Consider the following 22812-nt stretch of genomic DNA (forward strand, 5'->3'; position numbering starts at 1 on the left):
ATAATGCAGGTTGGACATGACGGTTGTTCTGCATGCAGAAAAAAGGCCAGGGTAGGCATGAGATGATGGCGGGATGACATGAGACACGTCATCCGAAAAACGGATTTATCAAGGACACAGAGGACGGTAAACCCTGGGATGTTTCCAGCAAAATCCCGGCAGATAGTCAGAAATTTCCGTTGTAGCAATCTCCCACTTAGCAGCTACATTAAAAATCCTGCTATCCAAACCCGCGCGTTTGGCATATGCTTTTAGCTGTATATAGATACAGTAGTAGCAAAAGACAACTATCGTGAAGGCATGTGAGGTGGTGAATGGCCGTCGAAGTGGTATACCGCAGCAGCCGAGATCTGGAGCGTTTGTTCATGGATAAAGCCGAAGCTGACCGTCATGACAAGATGCTTGAACTCGCCGAGTTGCTAGCAGAAGTGTTGCAAAAAGCCGTGCCGTCCCTGAGTGAGCAGCAGGTTGAAGAGGCCGGGATCTACATGGCGAAGAACCGCGATGTATTTGCCAAGGCGTTCAAGAGCCAGCCGGACGCGTTGTCCGAGTTGCTCAACGCCGCGGCGGAATAAAGCCCGAATTGAACAGGCCCTGAATCATCGATTCAGGGCCTTTTTAATGCCTGGTTATTGGTAGAGCAGGCGCTCGGCCAATTCGTCCGCCACCCGTGCCGGGGAGCGTTTTTCGGCCTGGGCGTGGGCGAATATTTCGGTCAAGCGCGTGCCGATGTTCGACAGGTGTGCGGTGATGGTCGGCAGCTCCGCGCCGCTGTGCTTGAGGGCAACGTAGATCAGGCCGCCGGAGTTGATCACGTAGTCCGGGGCATAGAGGATGCCGCGCCCTTCCAGCTGGTCGGCCACTTGCAGGTTGGTCAGTTGTGCGCTGGCGGAGCCGGCCACGGCGGCGCAGCGCAGTTGGCCAACGCTGGTGCGGTTGAACACAGCGCCGAGCCCGCAGGGCGCGAGGATGTCGCAGGGCGTGCTGAGCAAGGCGTCGTTGGCAATGGGGTGCGCGCCGAGCTGCTCCATGGCCAGTTGCACCTTGCCGTGGTCGATGTCGCTGACCAGCAGTTCGGCGCCAGCGGCGTGCAGTTGTTCAGCCAGGGCGAACCCGACATTGCCCAGGCCCTGGATCGCCACGCGCAAGCCCTCAAGGTTGTCGCTGCCCAGGCGCGCCATGGCAGTGGTGCGAATGCCGGCGAACACCCCCATGGCAGCATGGGGCGCAGGGTCGCCGGCCGCCGTGGTGCTGGTGACGAAGCGGGTGTGTTGGGCAATGCAGTCCATGTCGGCCACCGACGTGCCGCTGTCGATGGCGGTGATGTAGCGGCCATTGAGTTGCTCGATGCACCGGCCGAAGGCTTCGAACAGCGCCGCCCGGCTTTCCACATGGGCGGGGCGCTGGATCACGGCCGTGCCGCCGCCCACCGGCAACCCGGCCAGGGCGGCCTTGTAGCTCATGCCTTGGGCCAGGCGCGCGGCATCGGCGACGGCCGTTTCGTCATCGGGGTAGGCAAGGTAGCGACAGCCGCCCAAAGCGGGTCCCAGGCGGCTGTTGTGGATGGCGATGACCGCCTTCAACCCCGTCACCGGGTCAATGCTCAGGTGCAGCGATTCAAGGCGGTAGCTGTGCATGAGAGCAAACATCGTCGAGCTCCCGAATCACGTCTGGTGTCGCCAAGTATAGGCTTGCGGTAGAAAACTGCCGAAGTGCACTGGAATAAGCCGCCCGGTTTTGCAGGCCCTGCGACATAAGCAGATAGGATCCTTCTCAAGCCACTGGACGAAAATTCACAGCAAGGCTAAAACGGAGGCATCCGTCGGAGAACGCAATGAAGCCGCGCCAAGCTTTTTTCGCCTGCCTGGAACGTTCACCCCCCGCGCTGTTTGAAGCAGCGCTGTGGATTGCTGCCGAACATGACCCGGCGGTGCAGCCGTTGGTGATCCTGCAGGACCTGATCTCGCTGGAACAACAGGTGAATGTGGGCATGCCCATGCTACCGGCGGATGAGCTCGGTCAACCGCTGCTGCGGCGCATGAATGACCTGGGGTTCGCCCAGGACGAATTCACCCCGCTGCGCCCCGCCGCTGCCTTGCTGGACAAGGTGCTGCAACGCAAGCGCGGGCAACCGTTGGCCATGGGCCTGATCGCGATGGAGCTGGCGCGGCGCCTGAATATTCCCATGGTCGGCGTCAACTTCCCCGGCCACTTCCTGCTGCGAGTCCCCGGCGCCGATCACCTGCTCGATCCGTGCGGCGGTCGGCGCCTCTACCCCAATGATTGCCGCGAGCTGCTGCAACGCCAATACGGCCCCAACCTCAAGTTGCAATCAGACCACCTGCACACCGCCGAACCCCGTTCGATCCTGCAACGCCTGTCGCGCAACCTGCGCCAACTGCACCTCTCCAATGACGAGCCGCTGGCGGCCCTGGTCGACGCCGAACGCGTGCTGGAACTGGGCAATGCCAGCGCCGCCGACTACCTGGCGCGCGCCAGCCTGTACCAACGCCTGGACTGCCCCAGCGCCGAACGCTTCGACCTGGAACATGCGCTGCTGCTCAGCGAAGACCCGATCCAGCGCCTGCGCCTGACCGAGCGGCTGGGGCACCTGCCACCCAACTCCGTGGTGCATTGAACACCCTCTTTCCAGGAAAACACCGTCCTGTGGCGAGCGGGCTTGCCCTAATGCCGTTCAGTTAAGGCTTTTTTGTAGGAGCGAGCTTGCTCGCGAAGAACTCGAGCGGGCTTGCCCCGCGTTGGGCTGCGCAGCAGCCCCAAAACCAGGCACCGCGGTGTGTCAGTTAAAAACACATCGTCTGTAATGGGGCCGCTTCGCGCCCCAACGCGGGGCAAGCCCACTCGCCACAACAAGTCCGCTCGCCACAACAAATCCGTTTGCCACACCAAGCCGGCTCGCCAGCTCCCACAGGTAGGATTCGCGGGTTTTTTTAGAAGGTGGTGCGTATGCCGAATTGCACGCTACGCCCCGGTGCCGGCGCGATGTCACGCAGGATCGAGCTGGCATACCGCACGGTCTGGTTGGTCAGGTTCTCACCGTTGACGAACGCCAGCCACTGGCTGCCTCCCACATTGAAGCGATACCCCGCGCTGGCGCCCAGGGTGGTGTAGCCATCGGTGCCGCTTTCGTTAGCTGGCACACGGCCTTGGCCTGCGGCATGTTCCACGTCGATGCGCGCCTGCCAGCGGTCCAGTTCCCATAGCAGGCCGCTGTTCAAGCGCAGCGGTGCAATACGCGGCAAGGCTTCGCCGGTGTCGAGGTTGGTGGCGCGGGTGTAGTCGCCCGACAGTTCCAGCGCGAACTTACCGTAGGCGCTTTCGCCGAGCTTCCAGTGATCCTGGGCTTCGAAGCCGGCGAAACGGGCGCGCACGCCGGAGTATTCATACTCAGGGATGCCGCTTGCGTCTTCTTCGCCTTCGTCGTTTAGCGTACGACCCGTTCCCAGCAGCCCGATGTAGTTGGAAAAGCGGCTGTAGAACACACCGAAGCTGCCCTTGTGGGTGCCATTGTCAAAGCGCAGCGCCAGGTCGCTGGACACCGCCTTTTCTTTCTTCAGGTTGGCGTCGCCCAGTTCGTAGGTGCCGGTGGCGACGTGGGCGCCGTTGGCGTACAGCTCATAGAATGTCGGTGCGCGTTCGGTGTAGCCCAGGGTCGCGGCCACGGACCAGACGGGTGTGAGGGTGTAGACCGCCCCGGACGACAGGCTGCCGGCGGTGAAGTCATTGGCCTTGTCGGCATTGGCGAAGCGCGCGTTGCCTTTGGCGTCCGGGTCCACACGGGTGTGTTCCAGGCGCCCGCCGAGGCTGAGTTTCAGGCGTTCGGTGGCCTGCATGTCCTCAAGGATAAACAGCGCGCCAGCGTTGGTGTCGGTTTGCGGCACGAAGGCTTCTTCACCCAGGGCCGAGAACTCATTGCGAGTCACTTGCGCGCCGACCACGCCGTCGAACGGGCCGATTGGCTGGTGGCGCGCTTCAACCCGCGCTTCATAGCCCTTGTTCTTGAAAATCGTGCCGGTTTCACCGCCTTCGATTTCGCGGTGTTCGTAGTCGGTGTAGCCGGCGTCGAGTTTCACCGAGGTAAACGGGCCTTGCAGGTTGCGCATCTCGGAGGCGAACGCGTAGTGATCCTGCTTCATGCGGATGCGCACGTCCTGCTCGGCGGGGGAGCCGTAGTTACTGTCATAGCTGCTGTAGGACAGCCCGGCGTAACCATCGTCCCAGGTGTAGGAGCCGCCGACTGCACCGCCGTCCTGGCGCCCGTCACTGTTGCCCAGGCGGCCATTTTTACCGGGGCCATCTTCGGCCTCAGGCGCATGGCGGCTGCGGGCAAAGCCTGGGATTTTCAGGTCGTTGAATTCCCGCGCGTTGGCGTCCAGGTGCAGGGCGAAGGTGCCATTGCCGGCTTCCAGTTTGCCGGCGCTGCTGCGCGTGGTGTCGGCGCCACCGTAGCGCAGTTCACCGGCACCGTGGATGCCTTCGATGGCTTCGGTGGGGATGCGGTTGTCAAAGGTATTGACCACGCCGCCGATGGCGCTGCCGCCATACAAGAGGGCGGCCGGGCCACGCACGATTTCAATGCGCTCGACATTGACCGGGTCCAGCGGCACCGCGTGGTCGTAGGACAGTGACGACGCGTCCAGCGCGCCGACGCCATTGCGCAGGAGGCGAATGCGGTCGCCGTCCTGGCCGCGAATGATCGGCCGGCTGGCACCGGGGCCAAAGTAGGACGACGACACACCCGGCTGCTTGTTCAGGGTTTCGCCGAGGCTGCCTTTTTGTTGCAGGGTCAGGTTATCGCCTTCGAGCACGGTGGTCGGCGACGCGAGTTGTTCGTTGCCCAGCGGGTTGCCGGTGATGACCTGGGAGGGCAGTTCCAGGGCGTGGGCTTCGGCGCTGATCAACAGGGCGGCGGCCAGGGGGGACAGGCGCCAGAGAGGGGAGCGGGACATCATACATTCCTTGGCAAAACAGCAAAAAAGAGAAGGCTGAAACGGTAGTGAAAGGCTGGATTTTGGTAATTATTGTTACAATATAACATCTCTTTTTTGGCTGAAAAGGGGAACTTTTTCCCAGGGGCTATATTCAATGCGGTGCTTCCACCTGTACGCCCCGTCGGCTAAGGTGCGCGGCTGTGTTTCCTCTTTTTGCAAAAGGCCCGGCATGACCGCGACAAGCAACGACCCCCTCCACGGCGTGACCCTTCAGCACGTCCTCACCACCCTGGTGGAACATTACGAATGGGCGGGCCTCGCCGAGCGCATTGATATCCGCTGCTTCAAGAGCGACCCGAGCATCAAGTCCAGCCTCACCTTCCTGCGCAAGACCCCCTGGGCGCGCGAAAAAGTCGAAGGGTTGTACGTCAAGTTGATGCGCACCAAACGCCCGCTGGACTGATGACATGAAGCGGTATGTGGCGGCAGCGGCGCTGGCCGGTTGGACAGGGTTGGCGATTCAGCAGTACCTGATTTTCTATTCGCGCTGGCAAGCCGGTGCCAGCCTGTTGGGCGGGTTGATCAACTTTTTCAGTTTCTTCACTGTGCTCACCAACACCCTGGTAGTCGTGGTGCTGAGCTATGCGCTGGTCAACCGCGAGTCTGCCGCGAAGCGGTTTTTCCATTCACCCAGGATCAGCAGCGCGATTGCCGCGAGCATCATCGTGGTAAGCCTGGCGTACAACCTGCTGCTGCGGCATTTGTGGAGCCCCACGGGCTTCCAATTCATCGCCGACGAATTGCTGCATGACGTGATGCCGGTGTTGTTTTTTATTTACTGGTGGCGCTGTGTGCCCAAGGGTAGCTTGCGCGTCAGGCACATCGGCGCATGGGTGGTCTACCCGTTGGTGTACTTCGCCTATGCGCTGCTGCGCGGTGACCTGCTCGGGCAATATCAGTACCCGTTCATCGATGTGAGCACCCTCGGTTATCCACAGGTCTTTGTGAACGCGGGGGGGATCCTGGCGGGGTTCGTGGCAATCGCCCTGGGCCTGGTGGGGCTGGACAAAGTCATCAAGCCCCGGTCCTGACTCATTCTTCTTCAGTGCCTTCGGCACGCCAGTAACCGACGGCCTTGAAGAACGCTTGCATCGCCCTGGATCAAATCGCTTTCCTCCAGAAAAGTCAGCGTCGGGTAGATCACGCCTGAGCTGGGGGTGTACGCGCCATCGAACAGGCTTTCGATCTGACAAATCAGCTCATAGCCATGACACGGCTTTTCGACGATCAATGCCGGCAGCAGCAGCTTAAGGTCGCCGGGCAAGCACCTCTGTGTGTATCAATATATAACTTGAGATATATCTTGTTATCTGTCCAAGGGCTACCCGCAGGTGGTCTTGGGAGGGGTGTTAATTATTTAACGCTTAAAGGCAATTAATACCGTCAACGCCCGTGTTTTTTTATCTTGGTGAGAACTTTCTTACATATTCGTTCTGCAAGTCATTCAGATTAATCTTCGAGTAGGCTGTTTCTTACAGTTTATTTTGATGATTTGATCGTGTTCGTTAATTTTCCTACTTCTCTTGGTGTTGCGGGGCTACGCAATGATGAGAAACGTACGGCTTACATAAATCCAATTGTAATAGAAGCTTTCCTGGCCTTGAGCGTGTCCTGATTTGCAATACAAATAATTGGAAAAGTAGTTTTGCGTGCTATTGCATGAATCGCACTTTTACCAAGAGGGAATCAGATACAGACACCTGTTCGGCGCTTGTTTGATAAGTCCTGCGCACTACTTCGGCAGGGTTTCCTTATGACGTTCATTGATGTGTGAGTATTGGCAAATGAAAACCAAAATGAAAACTGCGCTGTTGTCTATTGGCTTGTTGGTAGGGGCGACCTCCGTTGCTCACGCCGCAGATGGAACAGTGACGTTCATCGGTTCGGTCCACTCGGGCGCCTGTTCGATCAAACCTGACTCGGTGGATCAGACCGTTCAACTGGGGGCGATCGCAAAGCATCAGTTGCAGTCGGGAGGGAAATCTACTGCCCGGCCTGTGCGTATTGAACTTGAAGGCTGCGACTTGACCGGCCTTACGGATAAGACGGTGACCACCACCTTCACCGGGGCACCGTCCAGTGCCGTGCCGGGCGCAATCGGCACTGTGGGTGGCGCGGGCGGTGTGGGCGTCATGATGACCCATGGCGGCAAACTCATCGAACTGGGCGTCCCTACAACCCCGCAGGCCATTGGCGTCGGTGACAACACCCTGGAGTTCGGGGCCTACGTACAAGGCGCCGCTACGGATCCGATCATCCCGGGTAGTTTCAGTGCGGTAACCAACTTCACCTTGGCTTATCAGTAAGTTGTTCCCCCGCCACTCAGGTGGCGGGGGACACTGGCGGGAGATAACGGTGAAAACATTCATAAACCTCGCTATCACCTCTTCATTGGCGATGTTCATCAGCCCTTTGGTTTTCGCGCAGGCACCTGCACAAGGTGCTGGAGTCGTCACACTCGGTGGAGAGGTCATCGACTCAGCGTGCGGGCTGGAACTGGCCAGTGTCGATCAATCCATCGAGATGACGCCCGAGCCCATTGGCCGGCTCTTGCGGAACACGATAGGAGCCCCCCACCCCTTCCAGCTACGGCTGGTCAACTGCTCATTGACTCGACCTGACCCGTCGCGTCCGGGGGCAACGCTGCCTGATTGGCAGCACCTGCAAGTCACGTTCGACGGTCCTCGCGATAGAAACGGGCGCTCGTTTGCCGCCCTCGGTGATTCACAGGGGATTGCCATTCATATCTGGGATGCGGCTGGCCAAGAGAGTGTTCCGGGCGAGCCGATGGCTCTGCTTCCGTTGGCGGAAGGTGACATGACACTTCACTACACGCTTCGCCTGGTCGGAAACGGACTGCCGCTGATGCCTGGTGCTCACAGTGCCGCGGTGCGATTCAAGTTGGACTACTTTTGAACAGTGATGGGTTGCTTTCATGTTGAATGCGTCGAAGATCAAAAATAACCTCCGCCCGAGTCTGTTTGGCGGGTTGATGTCCCTGGCAGGCACTGTAGTAGCGGCCGGTGATATCGAGTTCAATACCGATGTTCTTGATCTCAGTGATCGCACCAATATTGACTTGTCTCAGTTTGCGCGTAGCGGGTTTATTCTGCCGGGCACCTACTCGATGGTTGTACAGGTCAATAGCCAGCCTATCGCTGAGCAGTCGGTGGCGTTTTATCCCCCTGACGATGATCCCAAGGGCAGCCAGGCGTGCTTATCGCCCGATCTGGTGGGGCAACTGGGCCTCAAAGAGTCTGGCGCCGCCCCGCTGACGTGGTGGAAAGGCGGCGAATGCCTGGATATTCAGGGGCTGCCGGGTATGGAAGTCAGTGGCGATCTGGCGAGCTCCACGCTGAATATCAACCTGCCCCAAGCTTACCTTGAGTACAGCGCCATCAACTGGGATCCGCCCTCGCGTTGGGATGACGGGGTGCCGGGGTTGCTGGTTGACTACAACGTGACCGCACAATCCAACCACGAGAAGAATGACAGGGTTCGCCATAACGTCAGCGGTAACGGAACATTGGGGGCCAATGCCGGGGCTTGGCGTCTGAGGGCGGATTGGCAGGGACGTGTCGACAAAGACCGCGAGCGCGCGTCCAGCCAACCGAAGCTGGAGTGGAGTCGTTACTACGCGTATCGCGCCATTCCCGAGTTGAAGGCACGACTGGTGGTGGGGGAGGACTACCTGTATTCGGACCTGTTCGACAGCTTCCGCTTTACCGGTGCCGCGCTCAATTCGGATGAAAGCCAGCTACCGCCGAACTTGCGAGGTTATGCGCCTGAAGTGGTCGGCGTGGCCAAAACCAATGCAAAGGTCATCATCAGCCAGCAGGGGCGTGTGCTGTATGAAACGCTGGTGGCGGCAGGACCGTTCCGTATCCAGGACCTTCACGACGCAGTCAGCGGCAGGTTGGATGTGCGCGTGGAAGAGCAGGACGGTTCGGTACATACCTTTCAACTTGATACGGCAGGCGTTCCTTACCTGACGCGTCCGGGACACATTCGTTATAAGTTGGCGAGTGGACGCCCGTCCAATCTTCAGTACGGGGCCGATGGCAATTTCTTCGGCAGCGGCGAGTTTTCCTGGGGGATCAGCAACGGCTGGTCTCTGTATGGCGGCGGTATCACCGATAACAACTACCATGCGGTATCGGGCGGGGTCGGTCGTGACCTGTTGGCGTTCGGCGCCATATCGCTGGATGCGACTCAGTCCCACGCCCGTGTGTGGAACGAGACACTCTCCGGCAAATCGTACCGACTTCAATACTCGAAGAACTTTGAGCAATACGACAGCCAGATCACCTTTGCCGGGTACCGCTTTTCCGAGAAAAACTATTTGAGCATGAGTGAATACCTTGATGCCCGTCATTACGGCAGGAATGGCGAGCGCGCGGGGCTCAATGAGTATGGGGAGTACAACGGAAGTTGGAAACCTATTGGCGGTAGCAAGGCACTTTATACCGCGACGATCAATAAGCAGTTTCGCGACTTGGGCGCGACTGTGTATGCCAGTTACAACAAACAGACTTATTGGTCGCGCCCGGCCACCCATCGCTGGAACTTGTCGGCGTCACGTTATTTTAATGTGGGGAGCGTCAAGAACATGAACATGTCCCTGAATATGTTCCGCACCCAGGAATATAACTATAAAGATAATGGCATGGCGCTGACGGTCAGCCTGCCATTGGGTCCCTCCGGCACGCTGTCGCTGGACGCTAACAGGATTGCCGGCAAGAACAACTTTTCAACGCGCTACAGTGATCGCCTCGATGAGCGTAACAGCTACCAGCTCAGCGCAAGCGACAACGCCGCCAGTGGCTACCTGAGCCATATTGGCGACCAGGCCGACATCGATCTCAGCGTCAGTACACAAGAAGGCAATAAAAGCAGCATCGGTATGTCCGCGCGCGGCGGCGGCACGCTCACGCCTTACGGTGCGGCCCTCCATCGTACCAACAGTACGGGAGGAACACGCCTGATGGTCGATACCGCCGGGGTACCCGATGTGCCTGTGCGGGGTTACGGCACGCCGACCCGTAGCAATGCGTTTGGCAAGGCGGTCATCTCCGATATCGGCAGCTATCAGCGTACGGCGGCCAGTATCGACCTGGAGCGTTTGCCCAACACGGTCGAAGCCACTCAGTCGGTCACGCAACTGACGCTCACCGAAGGAGCTATCGGTTATCGATCCCTGGACGTGATTTCCGGTGCAAAAGCCATGGCAGTGCTTCGCCTGCCTGATGGCAGTTCACCGCCCTTCGGCGCGACCGTGAAAAACACAAAGCAGCAAGACACCGGGATTGTGAACGACGGCGGCAATGTCTACCTCAGCGGTATTCAGGCCGGCGAGCAGATGACTGTCAGTTGGGCAGGGGCCGAGCGATGCGTCCTCACGCTCCCGGTCGTTCTACCGGCTGATGGCTTGACCGATGCCCTGCAACTGGGCTGCCGCATGGTCGCCGCTGATCAATCCTTGCCCGAACCCGCGGACCTGACCGGGAAGCACATCCATACGGAGAACACATCCTCATGATGCTGAATACGCGCCTCACACGCCAGGCTTTCACGCTGCTGGCCCTGGGCTTGAGCCAGAGCGCCCATGCCGCTGTCGGCCTGGATCGTACCCGAGTGATTTTTGATGGTGGCAAAGATGCCACCAGCGTGAACATCACCAATAACAACACGCAGCTGCCGTATCTGGCCCAGGGCTGGATCGAGGATGAAGAGGGCAAGAAAATCACCACGCCCCTGATCGTCCTGCCGCCGGTTCAACGTTTGGAGCCCGGCAAACAAAGCCAGGTGAAAGTTCAGGCGTTACCCGCGGCCAAGTCGCTGCCCCAGGATCGGGAGACGGTGTTCTACTTCAACCTGAGGGAGATTCCACCGCGCAGCGATAAAGCCAATACCCTGCAAATTGCGCTGCAGACCCGGATCAAACTGTTCTATCGACCGCAATCCATTGCGCCCAGCCAGCAAGACTTGTCCAACCCCTGGTAGGAAAAGCTGATCCTGACCCGCGCAGGCGAGCGTTATCAGGTCAACAACCCTACGCCTTACTACGTGACCCTCGTGGATGCACGCAGCACCAAGGACGGCAAAACCGTGCCGGGCTTCGAACCCGTGATGGTCCCGCCCAAAGGTTCGTTGGACCTGGGGCCAACGGCCCAGGTACTCGGCACGAGCCCTTACCTGGCCTACGTGAATGATTACGGTGGCCGTCCGCTACTGGCCTTCACCTGCAGTGGCGACACTTGCAAAGTGAACGCGCACGCTTCAACGCCCAATGAGTAGGGCCTGCTGCCGGAGAACGTCATGAAGTCGCACACTGTGAAGGCCTTGGGTGGCCTGTTGCTGGCCTTTGTGGGGGGCGTGCACGCCGCGGATGATGTCGAAGGCATGAATGGAATGCTGAACATCTCCGGGGCCATGCATGAAACGCCCTGCAGCCTGGAGATGACATCACTGCATCAAACGATTGATCTGGGCGCTGTGTCGACCAGCCGGTTGCAACGCCCCGGCGATCAGGCCACTCCCGTGGCATTTCAACTGCGTTTTACCGACTGCCACCGCACCGCCGGCAGCATCCGCAGTGAACGGACGGGGAACCTGACATGGAGTGCCTTTCAACCCGTACTGTCGGTGGCGTTCCTCGCGCCGGCCGATGCCGATGACCCCCGGCTGGTCAAGGTGCAAGGTATCACCGGGATGGGGCTGCGGCTGACCGATGCACTGGGGCGTGACGTGCAGCTGGGGTCAAGGGGCGAACCTTTGTTCCTGCCTCTGGGCGGTAACACCCAGACCTGGCATGTACAGCCCACCCGCACTCCCGCGCCGCTGAGCAGCGGGGCATTCAGGGCCGTGGTGGATTTCAGGCTCAATTATGAGTAGGGGGAGAACGATGGCAACCGCAACCGGCCCGTGGGCCATTCTTATCGGTGCTGGGCTGCTATGGGCGCTTGGCCAGGGTGTGCAAGCTGACACCAGTTTGACCATCCGCGCGACCATCATCGCGCCGCCACCGTGTGTGATCAACAGCGGCAGTACGCTCAATGTGCCGTTTGGCAATGACCTGCTGACGTCGAGGATCGACGGCGTGAACTATCGCCGGAATGTGCCTTACACCGTCAGGTGCGACTCGCCCTTCAGCAACGCGTTGACGCTGGAGCTCAAGGGCACCGGGGCTGCGTTCGACAATCGTGTGCTCGTGACCCGCAAGGCGGACCTGGGGGTCAAGCTGTTCGTCAACGGCGCTGACTGGCCGCTGAATACCGCCGTGAACTTTACCTACCCCAACGTTCCGGTCGTGCAGGCGGTCCCCGTCAAACGCGCGGGTAGCAAACTGACGGGAGGGGCATTCGATGCGGCTGCCACTCTTGTGGTCGATTACCAATGAAGAGAAACGATCAATGACATGTTGGCAGCAGCGAGCGTTGCTCGCCTTGTGGTCGCTCGGCCTTTGCAGTGGTGCATCGGCCAACCTGACGTTCAGCGGAACGCTGAATGAGCCCCCGCCGTGCACGATTGATGCGGGCAACACGATTGAAGTCGATTTTGGCGATGTCGGAATAAAGCGGGTCGACGGGGTGAAATACCGCAGAGGGGTGGGTTACACCATCAGCTGTGGCGCCGACACGCTTCCCTGGCAACTGAAGCTGAGTGTCAACGGTACGGCAACGGCTTATGACCGCTCAGCGGTGCAGACCAGTGTGCCGGCGTTGGGCATTCGGATTTATCAGAACAACCTGCCATTTCAACTCAATACGCCATTGGATATCAGCCTGTCGTCACCGCCGGTATTGGAAGTGGTGCCTGTCAAACAGCCCGGCGCGACCCTGCTTCCCGCAAGGTTTGCCGCGGTGGCCACGCTATTGGCTGAATACGAGTAGGAGCTGAGTCCATGGGACATGAACGCGTTCATAGGGCTTGGCCATGTGCCGGGCTGGTATTACTGCTGACCTTGGGCCTGATGCCCCAGGGGCATGCGGCGGACAACCTGAGGTTCAAGGGCAATCTGGTTGAAGAGGCCTGCACGATCCGTCCGGGTGATGAGGCCATCACGCTGGAACTCTGGGACGTTACCAGCAAGCACCTTTATATCAACACACGTACACAGGGCCGGGGGTTCAAGCTGCACCTGGAGGACTGCGACACCACGATTGGCAACACGGTCACCATCACATTTGGCGGCAGAGAAAACGCCGAGCTCCCCGGATTGTTCGCGCTGGATGGTGGAAGTGGTGCCTCCGGTATCGGGATCGGTTTAGAGACGCCGAGCAACAAGCCTTTGCCCCTGAACACCGTCAGTGACGAACACCGGCTGAGTAATGGCAGCAACGTGATTGAACTCAAGGCCTATGTGCAGGGAGAGCCTAAGGCCATCAGGGATCAAACCATCGGGCATGGTGCGTACCGGGTGACCTCGACTTTTACCCTGGACTATCCGTAGGTGTGAATCGTCATCCGTAGGCTGGAAATGACCTTAGCCAAACTTCAAATCCCTTCTGGACGGCCAAGGCATGGACCGATGTCCTGCGGGCAGCGTTTGGGTAGAGAAACGACGAGAGATCAACATGAAACGACTATATGGAGTCATGGGGCTTCTTATACTGATGGGTGTTGCGACGACCGTGAGAGCAACTGATTGCCGAGTGAACGGCGGGGTGTGGACATTTGTAGGGGCCGGCGGGACGCTAAACCTGCGAGTTCCCGTCACCGTCCGACTGGGGGCGGACAGAACCCGCATCGTGCTTGAAGGGGTGAGGCTGGAGTGCCGGTTCTCTGGCTTTGGTGGTAGCCAACCCTGGTATACGGATTACTGGGCAACGTCGGCAAGAGTCGGCCCCGCGTGGGTGCCCGGCCCAAAATTCACTCGCGAAGGCACCGGCTTGCGCATCAATGGGACCCACTATAACTCTCCGGTGCCGAACGGTATCCGCATGACGACCATGCCTAATAACGGCGTGGGTTACCCGGTCGATGTCACGCCCTATATTCTGGTACGCAACAGCCCAACGAACCCTATTGATGTTCGAATAGGCGATGTCCTCGGAGGGTTAAATCTTGAGCAGACAAACAATTATAATACCGGCAGCGCAGCGCTTGCCCTGACCTACACTGCCGCCAACAACTTCTCCATCTCCCCATCCACCTGCACGATCAACAATAACAATCCAATCGACATAGACTTCGGCAACGTCCACCAGCGCGCAATCGGCACCGACCCACTGACAACCACCATTCGCAGGGACCGCCGGCTCACCTACTCATGCCCGGATGGCGGCATCAACACACCGATCACCATCAGCTACAAAGGCACCCCATCGGCGTTTGATACACGGCTCCTCAGGATGAGCAATCCGGACGTGGGCACTGCCCTGGTTCGTGGCGGTTCTGCGGTGCAGGTCGGCGGTTCGTTCCTGACCCGTATTACCAACAGCGGGGGCGGTGACGATGTGACGTTTACGCTCGTTCGGCGAGCCGGGTCGCTGCCTGCCGCTGGAGCCATCAGTGGCACCGGCGTACTCGTGATGGGGGTGCCGTGAGCCACGAAGAGGTCAGGTGTTTTTACGCTGGACTCGCGCACTTGTGAGCCTTCATTCATAGGCTGAAAACAGCCTTCGTCAAACTTCAAATCCCTTCCGGGCTGCTTAAAGCCCGGACAGATGTTCCATGGACGGCGTTTGAGTATAGAAACAACGAGAGGTCAAAATGAAACGACTCTGTGGAACCACAGCGCTCCTTATGTTTATGGCGGGGGCTACGAGCGTGAAGGCTGCTGAATGCCGTGTGAATGGAGGCTCGTGGCGGGTGATAGTCGGGGAACTCCCCCTGCAGGTCCCGGTTACAGTTACCCTGGCCGCAGATCGTACGAGGATCATGTTGGAAGGTGCACGGCTTGAATGCAGATTTTCCCGAGGCTCACAAAGCCCGTCTTCACGACAGGACTACTGGTCAACAGGCAGTTCAACGGGGACGCCCTGGATACCGGGCATCAAATTCAGCGGCGAAGGGGCCGGTTTACGAATCAATGGAGCGTACCGAAATATCCCTATCCCGAGTGGAATACGGGTCACTACGCTGCCTGACAACATTACGGGTTATCCGATCGATATCACGCCTTATATTCTGGTGCGCAACAGTCCGTCCAATCCGCTCGATATTCGAATAGGCGATAATCTCGGACGCCTGCATCTCACTGTCACCAATAACTACAACTCAAGCACAGGCAGGATCAACATTACCTACAACGCTGCCAACAACTTCACCGTCTCCCCATCCACGTGCACGATCAACAATAACAATCCAATCGACATAGACTTCGGCAACGTCCACCAGCGCGCAATCGGCACCGACCCACTGACAACCACCATTCGCAGAGACCGTCGGCTCACCTATTCATGCCCGGATGGCGGCATCAACACACCGATCACCATCAGCTACAAAGGCAACCCATCGGCGTTTGATACACGGCTTCTCAGGATGACCAATACGGACGTGGGCACTGCCCTGGTTCGTGGCGGTTCTGCGGTGCAGGTCGGTGGTTCGTTCCTGACCCGTATTACCAACAGCGTGGGCGGGGACGATGTGACGTTTACGCTCGTTCGGCGGGCCGGGTCGCTGCCTGCCGCTGGAGCCATCAGTGGCAGCGGCGTACTCGTGATGGGGGTGCCGTGATCCACGGCAAGGCCAAAGCCACCGGTGACCCACGCCGGTAGCTTTGGCATTCCGTTCCGTGAATGCCGCAGGGGCACATCGACGGTGATGGGGCATGAAACGTTATCGAGCCTCACCCTTGCTTCACACTTCGTCGCTGCCGTCGGCGCGCCAATAACCGACCGCCTTGAGGTACGCCTCATCGACGTGATGCGTGTCCAGCAGCACCCGGCGTACCTGGCGCGACAGCTTGGTTTCGGTCGCGACAAAACTGTACAGCGAGCCGCCCGGCAGGGTCAGGTTGCGCACCGTATCGAGCAGGTCATCCTGGCCGCGTATCACCCAAATCACGTCCACATCGGCAGCACTGTGCAACGCTTGTTGTTCTGCAGTGTTTTCGATTTCGATTACCGCCAGCACCTTGCGGCCCGCCGGCAATTCTTCCAGGCGCCTTGCGATAGCCGGGATCGCGGTTTCATCACCGATCAACAAGTAGCTGTCGAAGATATCCGGCACGATCAACGAACCCCGTGGCCCGCCGATGTACAGGTGCTGGCCGACCTGTACCTGCTCGGCCCAAGTGGACGCCGGGCCATCGCCGTGCAGTACGAAGTCGATATCCAGCTCGCCGATGCTCGAGTCAAAACGCCGGGGCGTGTAGTCGCGCATGGCCGGTTGCGGGCCATCGCCCTTGACGTTGAAAGTGGGACTTTCCAGCGCGGCTTGTTCGGCGGCGTTCTGCGGGAACAGCAGCTTGATATGGTCATCGGCGCCCAGGCTCACAAAACCTGCCAGCTCAGGCCCGCCCAGGGTGATACGCCGCATGCGCGGGGTGATATCCACCACCCGCAACACTTGCAGGCGACGGCGTTTGATTTCGTGGCTGACGCGATGGATGGTTTGCGTATTCATTGGTTTTTCCCGTCTGCGATGGCTTGAGCGGTGCCGTTGAGCAGTGCCGCGACACGTACGATTTCTTCCGGGGTCCAGCGCCCGTGGTGCAGTTGCAAGGCGTGGCGCAGGTTGTGCACCGCTTCGTGGATCTGTGCCGGTCGATCATGGCCGCGCAGCGAACGCTTGCTCACATCAATGCGCATGCGCACGCCCTCCAGCGCCACGGCCTGCTCACTTAAAGAAAGACGACCGGCGTCGGTGATGGTGTAGCGTTTTTTTCCACCTTCGGCGTCGCCGCTGACCAGCTCGCTTTCTTCAAGGAAGGTCAAGGTCGGGTAGATCACGCCTGGGCTGGGGCTGTAGGCGCCGTCGAACATGGTTTCGATCTGGCGGATCAGGTCATAGCCATGGCACGGCTGCTCGGCGATCAGGGCCAGCAGCAGCAGTTTCAAGTCGCCGGGGGCGAAGACGCGGGGGCCACGTCCGCCGCGTTCGCGGCCGGGGCGTTTCTCGAAGCCGTCACCGTGCTCGTGGGGTTCGCGGTGGTGGGGGTGATGCTCTCTCATGGGGATACCCTCTGTTGTATTAAGATACAACGTAAGATATATCTTTAGCCCGTGCAAGCCTTCGCGACCGACGGTGCACGCTTGCACGGCCAGCGTTGGCATTCTGGGCTAAAAGTTATTATTAGAGTCATTATTCAGGTCGTTGATCCGGTTGAATAAGTTAATGCTTTTTGGCTTAATATCGTAATTCTTGTATTGTAAGTTTCTCCAGTTTGCCCACATGTACTTAGCAAGTAGTCTTGTTCCTACAGTTGAGTTTTAAGTTTTGGCTAAGTGCCATGTTTTTCTCTCGAGTGGCGTCTGGCTTGGGCTACGCCTTCATGGGAAGTAGACTGCTTACTTGTGTTTCAACTCCGTGGATGATCTTCTCTCCCCAACTAATGCTCTTGGGGAAATATGCCGATTTCAAAAAAACATTTGATGTTGGTAGTCCTAATTTGAATAACAGGTAACTTGCTATGTTCAAGAAGTTTGCACTTTCCGTTCCTCTGGCTGTTATGGCGATGAGTGCTTCAGTCACCTTCGCGGCGGGCGAGGCGAGCCATACCGTCACCCTCAAGGCCAACATCCCGACGACCGTGTTCCACGTTCAGCCACGTGACCCCAACTGGGGCCGCGACGAAACCATGAACTACAACCTGGTGAGCGGTGAGCTGGCACCGCTGAGCGCGATTTACGACATGCGTAATACCAACGGTTCCATCCATGCCTACATCGAAGGTGGCCCGGCCGTGCTGTTCAACGGTGATACCACCCAGAACATCCCGCTGACCACGACCCTGAACGGCGTCACCCTCACCGGCACCCCCCAGGAAGTGGTCAATGATGCCGACTCCACACCGGGCATCGGCGCTGAGTTGCGTATTGCAGCAGCCAAGCCTGGCGCCAGCCAGCGTGGTGCCTACACCAGCGTCATGCCATTGGTGTTTGACGCGGTACTGCCTGTAGGCCCTTGAAGGTGACGGGGCCTGCTGAGTTCCGTGCTCGCAGGTGATGGTTTACAGGTCGGCCGATATTCCCCGGTCTGGCCGGCCTGTTTTTGCCTTGCAATCTGGTAATTAGAGTATCCGTCCATGTTCCCGATGACACCCATCGCGGTTGCCCTTGCGCTATTGATTTGCACGGGCGCCTTGGCGGCGCCGGCCACGCCCGCCATGGTGCCCGGCAGTCTGGTCGCCCAGGCCCAAGGCTTGCCAGCGGGTTTTACCGAGCATTTTTTTGAGGTTCCGCTGGCGGTACGCGTGGAGCTTGATCAGCAACTGTTGGGCGAGGCGTTGATCGTTCTGTCTAAAGACGATCGCGTGACACTGCTTGAGTTTACCGACACGCAGGGCAGCCCGGTGGCCGCGGCAACTCGTGACACCTGGCAAGCGATTCTGGAACAAGGCATTGCCTTGGGCGCATGCACTCAGTCATGCCCGCAGCAACTGGTGTCGGCGTTCTACAGCCTGGAAAGCTCCCAGCTGTCGATCATTACCCAAAACGTGGAGCGCGATGGGACAGCCCCGCGCTTTTACGAACTGCCCGTGGATGGCAGTCGGGGTTTGATACTCAACAACCAGCTCAACCTCAATGGCGGGCAGAGCCAGGATCTCGGTGGGCGCTACGGCCTGCAGGCCAGTTCCAGCCTGGGCAACTGGACCCAGATGTTCAACCTGCAAGTGGCACGTCAGAGCGGCGACGAAGAGCACCTGCGCCATGCCATCCATGAGCTATATACCCAGCGTGAGCTGGAAGGGCGCTTCCTGCGCCTGGGCCACTTCACACCCAATTCCGATGGGCTTACCCGCCAGTTGCGCACCTTCGGCGCCAGTCCGGACACCGCGCTGGGCGTGATGTATGGCAGTTCCGACAGCCTGGCCATCAACAGCGCCAGGCCCAGCGTTTACCCGATCTACGTCACCGCGAACCGCCAGGCGGCCGTCGAGATTTATCGTAATGGCCTGTTGATCAATACCCAGGCGGTGGCCGCCGGTTTGCAGACGCTGGATACGCGGCCTTTACCGGGCGGGATATATGAGGTGGAGGTCCGCATGATCGAAGACGGCTTGACCGTCGGCACCACCCAAGAGCTGGTCTATAAGCCGAGTAATTGGCGCAACGTCGAAGACCGTTGGCGCTATAACGTCTTTGCCGGGCGCGAAACCAAACTGTTCAGCAATTGGGACGACCAGGCCTCGGGTGCGCTGACCACGGGCGCGTCGGTCAACTACCTGCTGCATCCACGGGTCATTCTCGGGTTGTCGGCTCGCGAGGTGCGTGAGCAATTGCAATACGGTGGTTCGATAGACTGGACCCTCTCCAACTACTCCAGCGTCTATGCGAACCTCTACAAAACCCAGGACCATGGCACGGGGCTGGACCTGCAGGGCCTGTATACCTTCGGCGCCACCAACCTGGTGTTCAGCCACAATCGCAGCTGGCTGGATACCCGCGATACCTTCGAAACCCTGCCGGACGGCACGCGTTTACGGCGCAACACCTTCGTCGGTGAGGCCAGTAATACGGCGCTGTCGGTGAACCACCGTGTCGATGAAAAAAACACGCTGAATGTGCGCCTGGCCTACAGCGAAGGCAACGTCGAAGGCGCCGGCCTGGACCTGGGCTGGAGTCGCCGCGACACACTGCTGGGCAGTGATGCCAACTGGCGCTTTGCGGTATTTGATCGTCCTGGTTCCAGTGCCACGAACGAACAGCGCAACCGGGGGGTGGATATCACCCTGAGCCTGGCGCTGGGCAGCGATGGCCGGCAGATTTCCGGCAGCGTCGGTACCCGCACGGCCCGCGACGGTGGGCGGGATAACAACGCGTCGGTCACCGTCCGGCAGGACCTCACCGATCATGTGCTGCAGAGCGTGTCCGCCACCGCCATCACCGACACCTATGGTGTGGGCCTTTCAGGCATGGCCAGTTTCAGTACCGAGTCAATCGGCGGCGATGGTTTTATCCAGCGCAGCTCCTTCAATGATGAGCTCACCGGTGGCCTGAACCTGAACAGCACCCTTGTGGCCGGTGCCGGCAAAATGGTGTTGAGCAATCAATACCAGGGCAACGGTGCGGGCATGATCGTCGATGTCGAAACCGACCTGGACGATATTGCCATACGGGCCGATGACCTGAACGGTGGCGGCACGCTTCTGCGTCCAGGGCGTAACTACATGCCGGTATCCGCCTACCGAAGCAGCAGCCTGAGTTTCGATTTCGAGGGCAACCACCCACCGGCGGCCAATATCCAACCGGCGCGCTCCGCTTATCACTTGAACAAGGGCGGCGTGGATTACCGCAAAGTCACGGTGATGAAAACCGTCAGCGTGTTGGGTCGCCTGTTGGACGCCCACGGCACGCCGCTCAAGGGGCATCAGGTGATCAACCACGCCAGCCGAGGCGTCAGCGAAGTGGACGGGTTTTTCTCCATGGAAATGACCACCAGCGCGCCGACCCTGGAAGTGCGTTACCAGAGCCAGTTGTTATGCCGGTTCCGCCTGGACCCGAATAACACTCCTGCCGAAAACGATGTGTTGATGATCGGTGACCTGCGTTGCACGCCCGATTCACTTGCCGACGCCACTCTTCAGGGCGCAACCGCCGGTTGATGGCGACCCAGACACTGCCAGTGGAATTTCTATGAGCCTATTCACAACCCTGAAAAAAACCTCAGCGCCGAGTGCATTGGCGCTGGCCCTGGTGTTTTCAAGCCCATTGGCGCTCGCCTTCGTCGAAGAGGTGACGGCGGTGTTTCGTCCGGATCCCTCCAACCCGATGAGCAACAAGTTTAAAAACACCACCCCGGAAGGCGGCGTGTGCGCCTGGCATCCCCCGGCTATTCCCAAATGCAGGGCGTTAAACATTTTCGGCATCCGCAATACTGGCTTTAGCGCCAGTTCCAGTGGGCCGATTCTGGCCAATCCCACCGATCCACGTCAGGGCGCCTATTTCAAAGTGCCTTCCGAATGGCGTGATCTGCAAGTGACCCATGTGGGTACCGGCGAGGTGGAAACCGTACAGATGCGTATCGCCGGTGTCGGCGCGCGCTGGAATCTGCCACGTCCGCCGGGTGTGTCCGCGTTTATGACGGCCGAGACGCCCGGTTGGTCCACTTACTGGTATGGCGCCCCGGAGCCGTGCCAGCCGATCAACTATTTGGCAGCAGGCAACAACTTTGCGTTGTTTTTCTGGATCGTGCCGGAGGGCGCGGGGGCTTGCAGCGTAAAAAACGGCACCGAAATTCCGTGGTTCACCTATTCGCACCTGGAGTACGCCTACGAACTCAAGACCCCCAACCCGCTGACGATGAATACGGGGGAGTACCGTGGTTCACTCACCTATTCCATGGGGCCGGGTGGGGATTTTGACTTCGGCGACATCATGAAACCCGGCGACACAGTCGCCACCTTCAACTTCACCCTGAGCGTTGAGCACCAACTCAAAGTCGATATTCCGCCGGGAGGCAACCGTATCGAACTGTTGCCCCAGGGCGGCTGGCAAGCCTGGCTCAATGCTGGCCGCCGGCCGGACAGGCTGTACCGGGACCAGACGTTCCGCCTGTCGGCGTCCTCGCGTTTCAAAATGCAGATGGAGTGCTCGCTGGTAATCGGCAACACCTGCGGCCTGCGTAACGGCAATGGCGATGAAGTGCCCTTGCAGGTTGCCGTGAGCCTGCCCTATGGCCTGCAGGATGGTCACGACCAAGCGGTGAACAAACGGCCATTGCGCCTGGATGGCAGCGGCACCGAACTGTTCCAGCCGCTGCAGTACGTCAACGATCGGCCCGCCACTCTGCATTTTGAAGTGGACCGGGCGAATGTGAGCCAGATGCTTGAACATCCCGGCACCACCTATTCGGGTGTCGTCACCGTGATTTGGGATTCCCAGGTGTAGGGCCGTTATTCCTACAGTCCATTTATGAGGCGTCGTTGAAATGAAGCATGCAGTGTTGTGGATCGGTGTGTTGCTGTTGTCCGTCAAGGCCCATGCGGGGCCGATGATCAATGTCGGGGTGGTGTATGACTATCTGGAGGCGGATCGCAGTTCCTTTCTCAAGCGGGTATTCAATGGGGGAACCAGCACCGCGTTCGTGAAGGTGGATGTGCTGGAAATCCTCTACAACGCCGATGGCACTTCCCAGGAAGTCGCCCTCCCGTCCCTGGCCGATGCTCGGGGCAACACCACTGGGCGCGATGGCTTGATGGCCAGCCCTGCGCGGTTGATCGTGCCCGCCGGTGGCCGCCAGGGCACCCGGCTGTTGTATCGGGGGGAGCGGGATAAGGAGCGTTACTTTCGGGTGCGGTTCATTCCGGTGGTCCCCCAAAAGGAAGACGATTTTGCTGTGACCGAGCAGGAACGCGACGACTATAAAAACAACCTGGCGGCGGGCGTGAACGTGATGGCGGGTTATGGCACGGTGTTTTTCGTGCGCCCCAAACAGACGCGTTTCGACACGCAGGTCGACGAGACCGCCAGCGAGTACCGGTTGCACAACGCAGGCAACAGCGTGGTGGTGCTGGACGAATTTCGCGACTGCGCCATCGCTCGGGCCAGCGATTGCGCGCCCACCACCAAGCACCACATTCTGCCTGGCCGGCGCTTGACGTTCGAAAAGAAACCCGATCGCCAATACAGCTTTCAAATGATTGAAGGGCAGCAGAAACGGTCGATGACGGTCAAGGTTAATGGGTGAATAC

At 59.2% G+C, this 22812-nt stretch carries 21 protein-coding genes and 2 pseudogenes; 18 read left to right on the forward strand and 5 right to left on the reverse strand.

Annotated features, from left to right (window positions below):
• Positions 1–314: 314 nt before the first annotated feature.
• Entirely contained in the window at positions 315–575 is a 261-nt protein-coding gene (locus tag A7317_RS05270) for a YebG family protein (RefSeq protein ID WP_003171979.1), read from the forward strand.
• Positions 576–629: 54 nt separating this feature from the next.
• Here the strand turns inward: A7317_RS05270 and A7317_RS05275 are convergent, their stop codons facing one another.
• The gene (locus tag A7317_RS05275; protein WP_069075327.1) at positions 630–1649 is read right to left on the reverse strand and encodes a Leu/Phe/Val dehydrogenase; all 1020 of its coding nucleotides are present in this window, start codon (positions 1647–1649) and stop codon (positions 630–632) included.
• 185 nt (positions 1650–1834) lie between these two features.
• Between A7317_RS05275 and A7317_RS05280 the strand changes: the two genes are divergently transcribed.
• Positions 1835–2638, forward strand: coding sequence for a SirB1 family protein (locus A7317_RS05280; RefSeq protein ID WP_069075328.1), 804 nt, complete (start codon positions 1835–1837; stop codon positions 2636–2638).
• Between the two features lie 313 nt (positions 2639–2951).
• Here A7317_RS05280 and A7317_RS05285 read toward each other — a convergent pair whose 3' ends face one another.
• The gene (locus A7317_RS05285; protein WP_069075329.1) at positions 2952–4970 is read right to left on the reverse strand and encodes a TonB-dependent receptor; all 2019 of its coding nucleotides are present in this window, start codon (positions 4968–4970) and stop codon (positions 2952–2954) included.
• A gap of 211 nt (positions 4971–5181) precedes the next feature.
• On the opposite strand from A7317_RS05285, the gene A7317_RS05290 reads away from it, so the two are divergent.
• Together A7317_RS05290 and A7317_RS05295 are read left to right on the forward strand one after the other, a co-directional pair.
• The gene (locus A7317_RS05290) at positions 5182–5415 is read left to right on the forward strand and encodes a VF530 family DNA-binding protein (RefSeq protein ID WP_024073644.1); all 234 of its coding nucleotides are present in this window, start codon (positions 5182–5184) and stop codon (positions 5413–5415) included.
• A gap of 4 nt (positions 5416–5419) precedes the next feature.
• Positions 5420–6043 carry a Pr6Pr family membrane protein gene (locus tag A7317_RS05295; protein WP_024073645.1) on the forward strand — a complete coding sequence of 208 codons (624 nt, stop codon included), beginning with the start codon at positions 5420–5422 and terminating at the stop codon, positions 6041–6043.
• Between the two features lie 56 nt (positions 6044–6099).
• Here A7317_RS05295 and A7317_RS05300 read toward each other — a convergent pair.
• A pseudogene (locus A7317_RS05300) lies at positions 6100–6276 on the reverse strand (PadR family transcriptional regulator); the annotation flags it as partial.
• A gap of 520 nt (positions 6277–6796) precedes the next feature.
• On the opposite strand from A7317_RS05300, the gene A7317_RS05305 reads away from it, so the two are divergent.
• The 10 genes and pseudogenes from A7317_RS05305 (at position 6797) to A7317_RS05350 (ending at position 15692) form a co-directional block, all read left to right on the forward strand.
• Positions 6797–7318, forward strand: a complete 522-nt coding sequence (locus A7317_RS05305) for a fimbrial protein (RefSeq protein ID WP_172831338.1) — start codon at positions 6797–6799, stop codon at positions 7316–7318.
• A gap of 49 nt (positions 7319–7367) precedes the next feature.
• On the forward strand, positions 7368–7928 hold the full coding sequence (locus A7317_RS05310; protein WP_024073648.1) for a fimbrial protein: 561 nt from the start codon (positions 7368–7370) through the stop codon (positions 7926–7928).
• A 19-nt stretch (positions 7929–7947) separates the two neighbouring features.
• On the forward strand, positions 7948–10551 hold the full coding sequence (locus A7317_RS05315; protein ID WP_024073649.1) for an outer membrane usher protein: 2604 nt from the start codon (positions 7948–7950) through the stop codon (positions 10549–10551).
• A pseudogene (locus A7317_RS05320) lies at positions 10548–11309 on the forward strand (fimbria/pilus periplasmic chaperone). The gene A7317_RS05315 and the pseudogene A7317_RS05320 overlap by 4 nt, the downstream one beginning before the upstream one ends.
• A 21-nt stretch (positions 11310–11330) precedes the next feature.
• Entirely contained in the window at positions 11331–11906 is a 576-nt protein-coding gene (locus tag A7317_RS05325) for a fimbrial protein (RefSeq protein WP_069075330.1), read from the forward strand.
• Positions 11907–11916: 10 nt separating this feature from the next.
• Positions 11917–12411 (forward strand): fimbrial protein, encoded by a 495-nt coding sequence (locus A7317_RS05330; protein ID WP_024073652.1) that lies wholly within the window; start codon positions 11917–11919, stop codon positions 12409–12411.
• Positions 12412–12424: 13 nt separating this feature from the next.
• Positions 12425–12904, forward strand: coding sequence for a fimbrial protein (locus A7317_RS05335; RefSeq protein ID WP_024073653.1), 480 nt, complete (start codon positions 12425–12427; stop codon positions 12902–12904).
• A gap of 11 nt (positions 12905–12915) precedes the next feature.
• Positions 12916–13464, forward strand: a complete 549-nt coding sequence (locus tag A7317_RS05340) for a fimbrial protein (RefSeq protein WP_069075331.1) — start codon at positions 12916–12918, stop codon at positions 13462–13464.
• A gap of 124 nt (positions 13465–13588) precedes the next feature.
• Positions 13589–14560, forward strand: a complete 972-nt coding sequence (locus A7317_RS05345) for a fimbrial protein (protein WP_041161109.1) — start codon at positions 13589–13591, stop codon at positions 14558–14560.
• 166 nt (positions 14561–14726) lie between these two features.
• Positions 14727–15692 (forward strand): fimbrial protein, encoded by a 966-nt coding sequence (locus A7317_RS05350; RefSeq protein ID WP_069075332.1) that lies wholly within the window; start codon positions 14727–14729, stop codon positions 15690–15692.
• 123 nt (positions 15693–15815) lie between these two features.
• On the opposite strand, the gene A7317_RS05355 is transcribed toward A7317_RS05350, so the two are convergent.
• Both A7317_RS05355 and A7317_RS05360 read right to left on the reverse strand, forming a co-directional pair.
• A complete protein-coding gene (locus A7317_RS05355) occupies positions 15816–16583 on the reverse strand; it encodes a siderophore-interacting protein (protein WP_069075333.1) in 768 nt (255 codons plus the stop codon).
• Positions 16580–17131: a PadR family transcriptional regulator gene (locus A7317_RS05360; protein ID WP_069075334.1), complete on the reverse strand. Its 552-nt coding sequence runs from the start codon at positions 17129–17131 to the stop codon at positions 16580–16582. The genes A7317_RS05355 and A7317_RS05360 overlap by 4 nt, the downstream gene beginning before the upstream one ends.
• 458 nt (positions 17132–17589) lie before the next feature.
• Here A7317_RS05360 and A7317_RS05365 point away from each other — a divergent pair, with 458 nt between their 5' ends.
• From A7317_RS05365 to A7317_RS05380, 4 genes are all read left to right on the forward strand, one after another.
• Positions 17590–18087: a CS1 type fimbrial major subunit gene (locus A7317_RS05365; RefSeq protein WP_024073659.1), complete on the forward strand. Its 498-nt coding sequence runs from the start codon at positions 17590–17592 to the stop codon at positions 18085–18087.
• A gap of 117 nt (positions 18088–18204) precedes the next feature.
• Positions 18205–20724 carry a CS1-pili formation C-terminal domain-containing protein gene (locus A7317_RS05370; RefSeq protein ID WP_069075335.1) on the forward strand — a complete coding sequence of 840 codons (2520 nt, stop codon included), beginning with the start codon at positions 18205–18207 and terminating at the stop codon, positions 20722–20724.
• Positions 20725–20755: 31 nt separating this feature from the next.
• A complete protein-coding gene (locus A7317_RS05375; protein ID WP_069075336.1) occupies positions 20756–22009 on the forward strand; it encodes a hypothetical protein in 1254 nt (417 codons plus the stop codon).
• Between the two features lie 40 nt (positions 22010–22049).
• Positions 22050–22808, forward strand: a complete 759-nt coding sequence (locus A7317_RS05380) for a pilus assembly protein (RefSeq protein ID WP_069075337.1) — start codon at positions 22050–22052, stop codon at positions 22806–22808.
• Positions 22809–22812: the final 4 nt, after the last annotated feature.

The sequence above is a fragment of the Pseudomonas fluorescens genome (genome assembly GCF_001708445.1).
GTDB classification, from domain to species: Bacteria; Pseudomonadota; Gammaproteobacteria; order Pseudomonadales; family Pseudomonadaceae; genus Aquipseudomonas; species Aquipseudomonas gorinensis.